Below are 13,275 nucleotides of genomic sequence, written 5' to 3'. Positions count from 1 at the left end.
GCGTTGCTCAAGGACGATTCTGGAACCGATTATATAATATAAGGAGCTGATTGCAATGAGTAAAAAAATTGCTATTTTAATAACGGATTATTTCGAGGACACAGAATACACAGAGCCAGTAGAAGCTTTTAATCAAAAGGGATACGAATTAACAACTATTGAAATGGAAAAAGGTAAAACGGTACACGGTAAACAAGGAAAAAGTGAAGTCGTAATTGATAAAAGTATTGATGATGTTTCTCCAGAAAACTTTGATGCCCTCTTTATACCAGGCGGATTTTCCCCAGATATACTTCGTGCAGATGAACGTTTTGTTCGCTTTAGCAAAGCATTTATGGATGCGAAAAAACCTGTTTTTGCTATTTGTCACGGCCCCCAATTACTCATCACTGCACAAGCACTTGAAGGACGCGATGTGACTGGATATAAATCCATTGAGGTCGATTTGAAAAATGCCGGTGGAAATTTTCATGATAAAGAAGTGGTTGTATGCCAACATCAGCTAGTAACAAGTAGACAACCGGAGGACATCCCAGTGTTTATTGAAGAATCATTGCGTATATTAGGGTAGTTATTAGAGGTTAACCTTTTTATTTGTAAAAAACAAAATTAACACCATATGAAACATTTCTTCATCTTTAATGATTTTTTGAGACAGCCTCTTTTCTCGTCCCAAAATTTCTAATCACTTTTCATAGGCAGTTCTCATATAGTGAAAATGACTATACAATTCCTATCCATAAGTTAAATAATGATTTTACACATATAAATAAAAAAGATAGGAGCTCTATTATGAACAACAATCCGCCTTCAACGCCCCAAAACAACTCAGAAGAAAATAGCCGTGACATTAAATTGCAAACATTACGGGTCATCGGACTCATCGTCCTTATTAGTGGTTATATTCTCGTCGCTCTCTCAGAAGTAGGTGAGCTGAAAACCTTATTAACAAACCCTAACGCCAATCCTGATTTAGCTGAAGTTGATCCGTTTTAAAAATTATATAAAAAGCGAGTCCCAGTATAACTGGTTCGCTTTTATATAGTTTCATCCAATCTGAGAAACATTTCCTTCATTCTGATACTTCTCTTTCCCTATCGCCTTCATAAATAATAAAATACTGCTCATACCAACGATGAAATATAGAGCGCTCATGCCCCAAGATGCAATAAACGAGCCTAGCATAACACCTAATGCCCCATTCATTTTTGCCACTTGAAAGACCATTCCGTTAATCGCCATATATGAACCTCTTGCCTCATCCGGCACCATGTCCGCCATTATAGATTGACGAACCGGCACATACATCACCTCTCCTACAGTTTGGAAAAGCCCTGCAATTAATAAGATCCATAAACTATTGCTCGTTCCGAGTATTGTAAATCCAATTGTGTAAATGAATAAACCTACATATAAAATTTTCAAATCGTTGAAGCTTTTCAGCATTTTAATAAGAAGCGCTGAACATAACACAACTAAAATTGTATTCTCTGCCGATATCCAGCTGAGCATTCGAATACCTGTTAAATCGAATGTAAAACCATTCCCGAAGAAAAAGTGCGCCGTTTCAAATTCCTTCTGTAAACGTATCCCTAAATAATTATTAATTTGAAACTCTAACGATAGTGTACATATACTTGCTGCACAAAAAATTAAAAACGCTCTATCTTTCATCACGACTTTATAACTATCTGCCATATCTTTTAATACATTTTTCTTCTCCACCGTTTTTCGTGCCATATACACTTCTTCCATATATACAGCCATCACATATAAAGTAATAACTGCAATAACTGTTAATCCGATAAACAATTGCAATCTATAGTTCTCAAATAGTAATCCGCCAAATATTGCTCCAATCGCAATTGATAAGTTAATAGCCCAGTAGTTAATGCTATACATCACTTTTCGATTTTCAGGTGTACTCACATCTATTAACATCGCTTCCGTCGCTGGATTCATAAGTCCAGATCCTAAACTATTCACTAACATAAACACAAATGTTAGCCACGGTGAATCTACATAATCTGAGTTCGCAACTCCCATACAAGCTATGGAAACGACTTGTATACTTTGGCCGATAATCATTACTTTTTTACGACCGAGCCGATCTCCAACATACCCACCATATAAACCGATAATTAATGCAGCTAGCACATTGATGAGTAATAAAGCACCAGCAATCGCACTACCTAACTTTATTGAAAAGTAAATTGCCATAAATGGAAAAATCATTGTGGATACAGTGCGTGTTAAAAACGAAGTTATAATTCTGATTTTTATATTTCGGTGCATACTCCAAAATCCCATTGTTTCCCCCTCCTTATGCTTATTCATTTTACTTTGAAAAAGAGGAAGAAAAAGGTTAGAATATTCTAAAGAGTTTCCCCTTTTATCCCGCATTAACGGGCAGTAAGACCCCCACTGATTAAAGTTTTACTTTATTATAGAAGGAAGTGTATATATGAAAATTATGGACTATTACATTCGTTTAAGATTACATGCACAAGACCAACAACATACACGAAATAGCTTACAAGAATTAGCGGATGTTTTATATTGCAGTACGAAAAACGTAAAGATTTTATTAAAGAAAATGAACGAGGAGCAATTAATTAAGTGGACACCAGGGCGTGGTCGCGGAAATAAAACAGAAATTATATTTGCACATACTTTAGCAGAAGCGATTGAATCCTATACAGATGAACTGTTAACCCAAGAAAAATTAAAAGATGTCTTTCTTCTTTTAAAAGAGCCCCTTCCTATTGCAATTCAAAAAAAGATAGAAAATAAACTACATCATCATTTTGGATACGAACCTTCAAATGATATGTATGACATATTGAAGATCCCTATATCAAGAAAGATATTACCATTAGATCCCGCTTTTACGGCTGTAACAACAGAGGGTCATCTTATTAACCAAATTTTTGATACATTAGTCATTTATAACGATATTACAGAAAAAATGGAACCACACATTGCACATACGTGGGAATTAAGCGAAGACGGGCTTACGTGGACGTTTCATTTAAGAAAAGATATATATTTTCATAACGAAACTGTTCTAACTTCTAAAGATGTACAATTTTCATTTGAAAGATTGCAGCAAGCTCAATCTCCTTACGCATGGTTAACACAGGAAATTGTTCAAATTGAAACACCATCACCACTGCAAATACGATTTCATTTAGCAAAACCTAACGTTTTTTTCTTACGTTATGTGAGTTCCATGCAACTCGCAATTTTACCGCATGATGCAGTTATTCAAAATCATCACTACATAGGTACTGGACCTTTTAAACTTACTCATTACTCTGAAGACAATATCGTACTCGAAGCGTTCACCCATTATTTTAAAGAGCGTGCGTTATTAGACCGTATTGAATTTTGGGGTATTCCTGATCATTTGCAAATAGATGCTGATTATGAACTACCAAATGAAGAGGAAAATGAAAGGCATGATATACAAATAGAAGAAATAGGTTGTATTTATGCTAGCTTCAACTTTACAAAACCTGGTCCTCATCACGACATTCACTTTCGAAAGGCTTGGAGAGAACTATATGACGTTGAAACGATACTTCATAGCATAGAGGGTAGACGAACAATTGCTGCATCAAGCTTTTTCCCTGAAAGAAGCCGTCAAGTTCCTAACAGGTCCTACTCTTTAGAAAAAGCGAAAGACTATTTAAAAAAGAGCACCTATAATGGAGAAACGATACATATTTATTTCTTCGCATTTAAAGATAGTGCAAATGATGCACATTTCCTAAAAGAACGCTGCGAACAATTAGGAGTACACGTAGAACTTCACCCATTTCTCGTTTCAGATTATATGGATCGTTCTATTGATAAACATGCGGATATTATTTTCATGGGGGAAGTATTTGCTACCGATCATGAAATTGCATTTTTAAATGTATTTAAAAATAAAAGTTGCTTCGTAAATCGATTCATGGACCCACACTATGCAAAACAAATTAATTGTTTACTTGATACCTTTTTATTAGAAGACAATAAAGAAAAACGGTATAAGCTCATGTATGAGATTGAAGAGTTTTTACAAGCTGAAAAAATCATTTTATTTAACTATCACGTTTTAAAAAGAAAAACATATCCTTCTTCTTTAAAAAACGTAACAATTGATTCATTCGGTTGGGCAAATTTTGCAAAGTTATGGATACAGCCATCCCCGCATTAAATACGGGGATGACTGTAATTATTGAATGACTTCTTCTAAATGGTTCTTCAAGTTCTCTAAATACTTCTCAACAGTAGGATTTTTCACCACATCATAACAAGCAAAACTCTTTAACGGACTCATACCAAGAAACTTCTGCACACGATGTAAATGACTAAGTGCTGATTCTAAACTTTCTCCTTCAAAGAACTTCGTCTTATCTCCGAATGCTTTTTCAGGTGCATTCCAAGTTGTAGAAAACATATACTGCTTCTCTTTTAATAAACCACCTGTTCCATATTCATCTGCACCTTTAAAGAACAAACCGTATTCATACACTTCATCCATATATGTTTTAAATAATCCCGGTACACTAAACCAGTAAATAGGTGTTTGATAAATTACAACATCAGCCCATAGAAATTTATCTTGTTCTTCTTTCATACTATATCCATCTTGAATCGTCGTTGTTTTCACATAATGATTCTCACTTAATACAGTTATCATATAATCAACTAACGTTCTATTTAATCGACCTTCTTTCGTACCGTATTTTTCATGTCCATTTATAATAAATATATTTTTCATCACTTTTCTCTCCCTTATTTTATTCCTCAGCTATTAACCCAAGTTGTTGTTTCAGCGTAAGATTATCTTCTAAATGCCAATCTTCCGTTATCTTGCCATCCTTCACATGCAAAATATCAATTGCAAAAAAATTGATTTTCTTATCATTATGAGTTCCTGTAAAAGAAAGACGAGCTGTTACTTTATCACCAACGACTAATAAATCTTCAATCTCGCAATGTATATCAGGAACTACTTTACGAAAGTTTTGCGCCGCAAGCTTTAATCCTTCAGTGCCTTGTGGTCGACCTTTCGGCAGTGTGTTATCGAAAAAATTTTCAGTAACCGTCTGCGGAATAAGCTCCTCTTTACCTGTATCCCAAAATGCATAAAAACGCTGAGCTGCATGCACGATTTCTGTCGCTTCCTTTTTACTTAATGAAGAATCAATTGTCATTGCTTTTGGCTTCGGCATTTCTTTTAATAACTGAATTTCAGTTTTTTGCTCACCACTACATGCTACAAGCACAATACAAATGACAAAAAAACTAAGAAACATAAACAACTTTTTCATACCCATGGAAATCACCTCCTCTTCATACAAACCCTTTGTATTTCGTATTGCTATTGTATATGCACTAACTTCCTTTATGGAAGTAGTGATATTTTTTTCATATAGTTACCAAAAAGATAGTTTTGTGATACGATAAGGCAAATTCATTCAAAAAATTTTTATGGAGGCTATTTCCATGAGCAATATAGATCCAGTTGTATTAACGAAAGGTTTACCTGGTATACCTTGTCCTATCGCTAAAACGCTTGACGTAATTAGTACAAAATGGACGTTTTTAATCATTCGTGACCTTCTTATCGAAGGAACTTTACGCTTTAGTAATTTACAAAAATCAATGGATGGGATTAGTCCGAAAACTTTATCGCTTCGCCTAAAAGAATTGGAAACGCAAGGGATTATAACGCGAAAAGTATATCCAGAGGTTCCACCTCGCGTAGAGTACACGTTAACGGATAAAGGAAAGCAATTAGAGGGGATATTTATTGAATTAAAGCGGTTTGGATTAAGTTTATAAACGAAAAGCCCCTTACCATAAAAATAGTAAGAGGCTTTTCGTTATTCACTACATTACTTCGCAAAACTTTGAGCTAGTTGTTTCTCTCTCCACATAAATGTAATGCCGAGACCAACGATTAAAACAACACCTGAAAATGCATATGGATAATTAATGTTTATATCAAATAATATTCCGCCCATCGCTGGTCCTGCGATATTTCCTAAACTCGTATACGTTGAGTTCATACCAGCAACGAATCCTTGCTCTTTTCCAGCTGCTTTTGATAAAAACGTCGTTAAAGCTGGACGAAGCAAATCAAATGCTAGGAAAATAAAGCAAGTAACGAGAAGTACAATCCAATAATTAAAGACTACAGTTGAGACGAATGCTAATACTGCACCTACAATTAAACATATTTGAATTAATACTTTCTCACCGAACATGTCAACCAATTTGCCAAACATAAATACTTGCACAACTACCCCAAAGATGGAGCTAATCGTAATAATTGCAGCAATATCTTTCGGTGTGAAACCAAACTTATGATCAGAGAACAGGCTAAACACAGTTTCATATGCTGATAATCCAAATGCGAGTACAAATACAATAATAAATGCGATTGCATACATTGGATTTAATGATTTCTTTAAATCTCCGATAAAGCTGGATTCTTTCGTATTAGCAGAAATCTCTGCAAGTTCTTCTTTCGTTAACGGCTCTTTCAAAATAAATATAGAAATCACGCATGCAACAAAGGCAATCACTGCTGCCACAAAGAACGGCACACGTATACCGTATTCTGCAATAAACCCGCCGATTCCAGGCCCTATAATAAATCCGGTACTAATAGCCGCTGAAAGATATCCCATCGCCTTTGGACGTTCTTGAATAGAAGTAATATCAGCAACATATGCCGTAACACCCGGCATAATAAACGCGGCACTAATTCCGCCTAACACCCTCGCTGCATAAAGCATCCACACATCTGTACCTAATCCAAAAAGAAGCTCTGAAACACCAAAAATAAATAATCCAATGATTATCATTTTCTTCCTACCGTAAATGTCGACCCAACGACCCGTAATAGGTGAAGTAATAAGCTGCGCCATTGCAAACACTGCAACGAGATAACCCATCGTCTTTCCTGTTAAATTCATATCATTCATAAAGGACGGCATAACCGGAATGATTAATCCAATCCCTAAAAAAGCGATAAATATATTACTCAAAAGAATGATCAATACCATCTTTTGTTCTTTTATCGGTTTCTTCAATTTTTAACACCTCTTCCCGCAGTTCCTCTCAAAAATAATGCCCAAGAAGCTTTTTCTTTATCCTGCTATTTGTGGGCTCACACTAAGTAAAGATGTCCCCACTCATTAGAATTTCACTCTATCCTTCCACACATACATAAACACAGGGTGAATGACTATCATTCAGTTTCCCGCAGAAATGAACCTACCTTTTCAGACAGGTTCATCTTACTACTTCTTTATATGTAGTGCATGTGTTAAAAAATCTAGTACTTCTGCCTTTTGTAGCTCGACTTGCTCATCATCTTTATGATCATATAAATAAACTTGTTCCGCTGCTGATTCAACAAGAGCGATAAATAACTTCGCTGTTCGCTCAGCGTGAACCGAATCACGAATTTCACCTGATTCTTTTGCCTCACTTAAAAAGCCACTTAGCCATATATAAAGAGGCTCATATACAGCTTCCCATTCTTTTATATGTTCAGTTGATGCAAGGCCCGCATACATTAATGCTTGTATTTCACGATATTCAGCTATAAAGGTAAATACTGCATCTATTACTTGCTCAACTTTACTTGAAAAAGGTGAATCGTTCTGTACTTTTTCTTTCACTGCAAGTATCATCTTCTCAACCATCACTTCTGCTATTGCAGGCATAACAGATAACTTAGAAGGAAAATATAAATAGAAAGTTCCTTGTGCAATGCCAGCCAATTTCACGATATCAGAAATCTTCGTTTTTTCAACGCCCTTTTCCTGAAACACTTCAATAGCTGCATAGACAATTTTTTCTTTTTTATTCATCATCTAAACCCTTTCACACGCGTATTGAATGACTGTCACTCATTTTATAAAATAACTAGCTGTACTGTCAATCATCGTGCACTTTTCATAATAAAAATCTCCCAACAAATCGTTAGGAGATTTAACTTTAATATCCTTTTCTTATGAAAGAGCCTTTAATCCCGTAACTCCACATACGATAAGAGCTACACTAATCAAACGTGCCTTACTTTTCGATTCACCAAACAGAAACATATTTAATAAAACAGCTCCTGCTGTTCCAATGCCAATCCAAACCGCATAAGCTACACTTACTTGTAAGAACAAGAAAGATGTGTATAAGAATGCAAAGGAAGTTGCAAATCCACCTATATAAATCGCTCCATTTGTTAACGTCTTATCTTTACTATACATTTTAAGGCCTATCACACCGACTATTTCACTAATTGCAGCAAAAAATACGAAAATCCAACCCATTTTTAAGCAGCTCCTTTCACAATTTCTTCCGCGGTTTCTTCTTTATTATCAGCTAATTTTAAACCGATCACGCCCGCTACGACCATTACGATAAAGAATAGCTTTCCTAAACTGAAACTGCCGCCGAAAAGGAATACATCCATTAGGAAAGTACCAACCGTACCAGCTCCGGCAAACACAGCATATACAGTCCCTGTTGCAAGATGTTCGCACGCTTTCGATAGGAAGTAAAAATCAACAGCGATAACTCCTACAATAATGACCCAATGCCACCAAGTATGAGCTGTATTAAAACCAAACACCCAAAAAATTTCAAAGATACATGTTAATATGACATATAACCAAGCTTTATTTTTCATATCTCTCACCTTCTATTATTTACTGACTGACCGTCAGTCATTTTTAATTTAAAAAATATAATCTCACTCTAACTACTATTTAAAAAACCAATATCATCCTCATTTATCCTTATATTTGTTCCGTTATTAAGCTAACTACATATAAAAGTTGCTTATCTACACCCTTTCACAGAAAAAATGACTGAATGTCATTCATAAACATTCTACATGACCAATTGATAAAGTGTCAACACCCGGATTCTATTAACCAAAAAATATTTTGAATTTTTTAAATCCACATGTATATTTCTTAATAATCTGTCAATAATGGTAGTAACATAATATTTTCTCCATTCCCCCCTTGGAGATCCCTTTGAATCGAGCAGTTGCTTTTAGCTAACTGCTCTTTTTTAATTTATCGGCACATTATAATTAAATACTCATAGATAAATTCCAAAACAAAGACCTGTACTCCCTTTTCAACATGCAACAAAGAACGAAATATTTTGTACGCTATTTACTTTTCAACGAGTCTTTGTATGCAATAATTTTATTTTCGAGCATCTTCTCTGTAATTTCTAAGTTTTCTCTTTGAGTTCGAATAGATTTTTTATGATTTTCTAACAGTTGTAAACGAGCTTCGGTTGTATGCTCTCCTTCTAAATATAATCTAGCGTATTCTCTTATTTTCGCTATCGGCATTTGCGTTTGTTTTAATTTCATTACAAACTGCAACCACTTTATATGCGATTCTTCATACAGTCGATTTCCATTTGTATCGCGGTTTGCAATTAATATGTTCTCCTTTTCATAATAACGTAATGTATGTGTGCTCACTCCTAATAATTTAGCTACCTCGCTAATTGTGTACATAACCATACTCCCTCCGCACGCCATTTACTCTCATATATTTTACTGCCTTATCCAAATTATAAAAAATATTTGACTTAGAGTATACTCTAACAAATACAATCTAACCATGATAAATTAATTTGAATTTAGGAGGCTTTTATATGAAATATACTGTTATTACTGGTGCTAGTTCAGGAATTGGCTATGAATCCGCTTTAGCCTTTGCATCTCGCGGAAAAAACTTAATACTTGTAGCTCGAAGACAAGCAGAATTAGAAGAATTAAAATTGAAAATTAACGAAATGCATCCGGAATTGGATGTTGTCATTCGAAGAACTGATTTATCAGTCACTGAAGAAGTTTATAAATTTTATGAAAGTCTACAAAGTTTTCAAATTGAAACGTGGATTAACAACGCAGGTTTTGGTAATTTCGCCTCAATTGCTGAACAAAATTTAAACAAGATAGAAACGATGTTGCATGTAAATATAGAAGCACTAACAATACTATCTTCCCTTTTCGTTCGAGATTATTCAATGACCGAAGGAACACAGCTTATTAACGTTTCATCAGGCGGTGGATACACGATTGTTGCCAATGCTGTTACGTATTGCGCTACGAAATTTTATGTAAGTGCATTTACAGAAGGACTATCTCACGAACTGAAAGAACAAGGTGCAAAACTACAAGCAAAAGTTTTAGCTCCTGGTGCAACTGAAACAGAATTCGCAAAACGTTCATTTAATATTGATGAGTTCCAATACGATAATGTTGTACCGAAATTCCACACTGCAAAACAAATGGCACAATTTATGCTCGACCTTTATGATAGCGATAAAGTTGTAGGACTTGTCGATGGTTCTACTTATAACTATGAGCTTAAAAATCCCATTTTTAATTTTGCAGTAAGACAAACGAATTCAAATTCTTAACAACATCTCATTTCTGATTAAAATATAGATACCCACTATTTCTTAAATAATAGTGGGCCTTTTTTCTCTCTAAAAATTTCATCCAACATACCGTATCATCGCCACCTCATCACAATAATTGACTTTTGGACAATGTCTACAATCAACCCATACTTTCTCTGGCAGCAATTCTTTATTTACAAAATCAAATCCACACTTTTGAAAAAATACTGTTTCATACGTTAAAGAAATCACTCTTTTTACATTTATTTTCGTCGCTTCCTCCATCACATGACTCACGAGCATACGCCCTATCCCTTTTCCTGCATATGTATGCGAAACTACTAACGATCGTACTTCTGCAAGATCCTCTCCTAACACATGTAAACCAGCCACTCCAACGACTTCCTCTCCTTCTTTCATAACATATAAACATTGTAAATATTGATAGAGAGACAAAAGAGAACGCGGCAAAACAACTCCTTCTTTTGCATACATTTCAATGAGATTATAAATTTCTTTCACATCACTTGTAACCGCATTAAAGATTTTCATATTATATCCCCTTGCCCCCAGCATTAATATTTATAACAATGAATGAATTTTAATTCATAATTTCGTATAATAATACATCTCTCTTTTCTCTCCGTCAATCACTTTTCTGAATTTTACACAAACAAAAAACCAAGCAACTTAATCGATGCTCGGTTCCTCATTTCGTATCGGCAATACCGTCGAATATTTAATTTCACGAAGTGCTAAACTCGTCTGTATCCGTGTAATCCCTAATTTATTTAGTTTCCTAATAAAAAGCTCTAGTTCCTTACGATCACGATTCGCAACTTTTAATAAATAATCATACTCTCCTGTTAAACAGTGACATTCTAACACTTCAGGCATAGATTCTAATTCTCGTTCTAACACTTCCAGCTTTTCATACTGATGAATATTCGTACTCATAAAAATGAAACATAATAAATCAAATCCAAGCTTTTCTTGATTTAAAATTGCTACTTGCTTATCAATAAAACCTTCCCCATCTAACCTTTTTATTCGTGCATGCATCGCAGCTGGAGATAAATTAACACGGCGTGCAAGCTCTGCATTACTTACTTGTGATTCTTTCTGCAATATATCTAAAATTTTCACATCCAAATCATCAAGCACTTTAATAACAGATGACTCCATCAAAATTCCCCCTTTTTTCTTACCGACGATTATTCGAAGAAACATCTCATAACTTATATAAAACTGAATGTTTTTCTGTAAATAAGATTTCTAACGAAACATTTTATCGAGTTTTTACCATTATACAAAAGAATATATTAGATAATAAAGAAAAATGCTAAAATTATTTACAGTTCATTCTTATTTCAACAAAGGGGTTTTTAGTATGCCTTATTTTTACGTCTTTTTACTATTATTAACAAGCTTATTATGGGGAGGAAATTTTGTCGTTGGGAAATCACTTGTCGATCATGCGTCTCCGATGACACTGACAAGTTTAAGATGGATGATTGCGATTGTTTGTTTATTACCACTCGTATGGTTTAAAGAGAAGAAAATTATTCCACCGCGTGCTGCTATAATCCCGTTAGTAATTATGGGAATTACAGGCGTCGCTCTTTTCAACATTTTTCAATTTTTAGCATTAGAAAAAACATCCGCAACGAATGTAGGTCTTATTTCTACATTGAACGCTATTTCAATTGCATTATTTTCTGTGCTATTTCTAAAAGAAAAAGTAAATACGCTTCAAGTTCTTTCTATGATTCTTTCATTTTTCGGGGTCATCCTCGTTCTTTTAAAAGGAAACTTTGCTCTTTTATTTTCACTACATTTTAATAGCGGGGATTTATGGATGATTGCGGCTGTTTGTATTTGGGGAATCTATTCTGTTTGTAGTAAATGGGCTACAAAAACAACTACACCACTCATGGCAACATTATATTCTGGTATTTTCGGCGTTATTTTATTACTACCATTTAACATAGGAAGCTTCACTGTTTCCAATATTAATTCTTCTTTCATTACATCACTTTTATATACAGGACTCATTTCAACAGTACTTTGTATGGTGTTTTGGAATATTGGTGTACAGAAATTAGGCGCTACTACATCGGGGATTTTTCTAAATTTCAATCCAATTTTCACAGCTATTTTAGCATTTATTTTCCTTGGAGAAGAACTAACATGGATTCAAATTTTCGGGACAATTATCGTCGTTACAGGGTGCTATTTATTCTCTCATTTTAAAACTGTTTCTCCTCAGACGACTAGAGCTTTAGTACGAAAGCATTCTTAATGAAAAAGCATCGCCACCAAAGTGGCGATGTTTTTATTTACCTTTCATTTCTTTCACATACTGCTTTTCTTCTTCTGGCGATAAACGTTCTGTTGCCTTTCCGGTATCACCACCTTGAATTTCCCACAAAAAGTTATGATCCTCAACCGTTTGTGAAAAGTCTCCTTTCTCCCAACGCTCCAAAGTAGAAAGTAGCTTTGCTTTATATTTAAAATTTGTACTGCTTTCTACTGCGTTCTTCGCACTACGAATTTCCTTATTTGTCATTTCGATAAATCCCCATTTATCAGATGATTTCACTTTTTGATGTACCATCCTATGCATTGTAGAAATAATTTCATCCTCACTAAATTGTGGCTTCTCTTCCGCAACTTTCTTGTCCTGTTGGCTCATCACTTTTTGTGTTTTAAGACTCTTCTCCTCTTCCTCTATATAATTAAGAAGTTTAGTAACACCGAATACAGCTCCTATCGCAATTACAATCATTGTAATTGCCCCTATTATCCATTTTTTCATATTATGTACTCCCCATT

At 34.7% G+C, this 13,275-nt stretch carries 17 protein-coding genes; 6 read left to right on the top strand and 11 right to left on the bottom strand.

The window, feature by feature from the left end:
* Positions 1-55 precede the first annotated feature (55 nt).
* Positions 56-571 carry a type 1 glutamine amidotransferase domain-containing protein gene (locus MKX37_RS04330; RefSeq protein WP_002169082.1) on the top strand — a complete coding sequence of 172 codons (516 nt, stop codon included), beginning with the start codon at positions 56-58 and terminating at the stop codon, positions 569-571.
* A 221-nt stretch (positions 572-792) separates the two neighbouring features.
* Positions 793-996 carry a hypothetical protein gene (locus MKX37_RS04325; protein WP_002125489.1) on the top strand — a complete coding sequence of 68 codons (204 nt, stop codon included), beginning with the start codon at positions 793-795 and terminating at the stop codon, positions 994-996.
* A gap of 51 nt (positions 997-1,047) precedes the next feature.
* Here the strand turns inward: MKX37_RS04325 and MKX37_RS04320 are convergent, their stop codons facing one another.
* Positions 1,048-2,310, bottom strand: a complete 1,263-nt coding sequence (locus tag MKX37_RS04320) for an MDR family MFS transporter (protein WP_078422168.1) — start codon at positions 2,308-2,310, stop codon at positions 1,048-1,050.
* A gap of 154 nt (positions 2,311-2,464) precedes the next feature.
* On the opposite strand from MKX37_RS04320, the gene MKX37_RS04315 reads away from it, so the two are divergent.
* Positions 2,465-4,204 carry an SgrR family transcriptional regulator gene (locus MKX37_RS04315; protein ID WP_078422167.1) on the top strand — a complete coding sequence of 580 codons (1,740 nt, stop codon included), beginning with the start codon at positions 2,465-2,467 and terminating at the stop codon, positions 4,202-4,204.
* A gap of 18 nt (positions 4,205-4,222) precedes the next feature.
* On the opposite strand, the gene MKX37_RS04310 is transcribed toward MKX37_RS04315, so the two are convergent.
* Both MKX37_RS04310 and MKX37_RS04305 read right to left on the bottom strand, forming a co-directional pair.
* Positions 4,223-4,771, bottom strand: a complete 549-nt coding sequence (locus MKX37_RS04310; protein ID WP_002125484.1) for an NAD(P)H-dependent oxidoreductase — start codon at positions 4,769-4,771, stop codon at positions 4,223-4,225.
* 19 nt (positions 4,772-4,790) lie between these two features.
* Positions 4,791-5,330: an ester cyclase gene (locus MKX37_RS04305; RefSeq protein ID WP_002125482.1), complete on the bottom strand. Its 540-nt coding sequence runs from the start codon at positions 5,328-5,330 to the stop codon at positions 4,791-4,793.
* Positions 5,331-5,499: 169 nt separating this feature from the next.
* Here MKX37_RS04305 and MKX37_RS04300 point away from each other — a divergent pair, with 169 nt between their 5' ends.
* On the top strand, positions 5,500-5,838 hold the full coding sequence (locus MKX37_RS04300) for a winged helix-turn-helix transcriptional regulator (protein ID WP_002087382.1): 339 nt from the start codon (positions 5,500-5,502) through the stop codon (positions 5,836-5,838).
* Positions 5,839-5,891: 53 nt separating this feature from the next.
* Here the strand turns inward: MKX37_RS04300 and MKX37_RS04295 are convergent, their stop codons facing one another.
* The 5 genes from MKX37_RS04295 to MKX37_RS04275 form a co-directional block, all read right to left on the bottom strand.
* Positions 5,892-7,094, bottom strand: coding sequence for an MFS transporter (locus tag MKX37_RS04295; protein WP_002125479.1), 1,203 nt, complete (start codon positions 7,092-7,094; stop codon positions 5,892-5,894).
* A gap of 210 nt (positions 7,095-7,304) precedes the next feature.
* On the bottom strand, positions 7,305-7,883 hold the full coding sequence (locus tag MKX37_RS04290; RefSeq protein ID WP_002125478.1) for a TetR family transcriptional regulator: 579 nt from the start codon (positions 7,881-7,883) through the stop codon (positions 7,305-7,307).
* A gap of 138 nt (positions 7,884-8,021) precedes the next feature.
* A complete protein-coding gene (locus MKX37_RS04285) occupies positions 8,022-8,336 on the bottom strand; it encodes a DMT family transporter (RefSeq protein WP_002063959.1) in 315 nt (104 codons plus the stop codon).
* Positions 8,337-8,338: 2 nt separating this feature from the next.
* On the bottom strand, positions 8,339-8,695 hold the full coding sequence (locus MKX37_RS04280; protein ID WP_002125474.1) for a DMT family transporter: 357 nt from the start codon (positions 8,693-8,695) through the stop codon (positions 8,339-8,341).
* Positions 8,696-9,187: 492 nt separating this feature from the next.
* On the bottom strand, positions 9,188-9,547 hold the full coding sequence (locus MKX37_RS04275; RefSeq protein WP_002169085.1) for a MerR family transcriptional regulator: 360 nt from the start codon (positions 9,545-9,547) through the stop codon (positions 9,188-9,190).
* Between the two features lie 140 nt (positions 9,548-9,687).
* Between MKX37_RS04275 and MKX37_RS04270 the strand changes: the two genes are divergently transcribed.
* A complete protein-coding gene (locus tag MKX37_RS04270) occupies positions 9,688-10,458 on the top strand; it encodes an SDR family NAD(P)-dependent oxidoreductase (protein ID WP_002186662.1) in 771 nt (256 codons plus the stop codon).
* 78 nt (positions 10,459-10,536) lie between these two features.
* Here the strand turns inward: MKX37_RS04270 and MKX37_RS04265 are convergent, their stop codons facing one another.
* Positions 10,537-10,992 carry an N-acetyltransferase gene (locus MKX37_RS04265; protein WP_002166324.1) on the bottom strand — a complete coding sequence of 152 codons (456 nt, stop codon included), beginning with the start codon at positions 10,990-10,992 and terminating at the stop codon, positions 10,537-10,539.
* Positions 10,993-11,130: 138 nt separating this feature from the next.
* Positions 11,131-11,625 (bottom strand): Lrp/AsnC family transcriptional regulator, encoded by a 495-nt coding sequence (locus MKX37_RS04260; protein ID WP_002125468.1) that lies wholly within the window; start codon positions 11,623-11,625, stop codon positions 11,131-11,133.
* Positions 11,626-11,830: 205 nt separating this feature from the next.
* On the opposite strand from MKX37_RS04260, the gene MKX37_RS04255 reads away from it, so the two are divergent.
* Positions 11,831-12,742, top strand: coding sequence for a DMT family transporter (locus MKX37_RS04255; protein ID WP_002169088.1), 912 nt, complete (start codon positions 11,831-11,833; stop codon positions 12,740-12,742).
* 33 nt (positions 12,743-12,775) lie between these two features.
* On the opposite strand, the gene MKX37_RS04250 is transcribed toward MKX37_RS04255, so the two are convergent.
* Positions 12,776-13,258, bottom strand: a complete 483-nt coding sequence (locus MKX37_RS04250) for a PRK06770 family protein (RefSeq protein WP_002125464.1) — start codon at positions 13,256-13,258, stop codon at positions 12,776-12,778.
* Positions 13,259-13,275: the final 17 nt, after the last annotated feature.

Origin of the sequence: Bacillus sp. FSL R5-0709, assembly GCF_038004785.1 — a bacterium.
Classification (GTDB): domain Bacteria; phylum Bacillota; class Bacilli; order Bacillales; family Bacillaceae_G; genus Bacillus_A; species Bacillus_A mycoides.
Note: the sequence above shows the minus strand (reverse complement) of the source record. Positions and strands in the feature narration are given on the sequence as shown.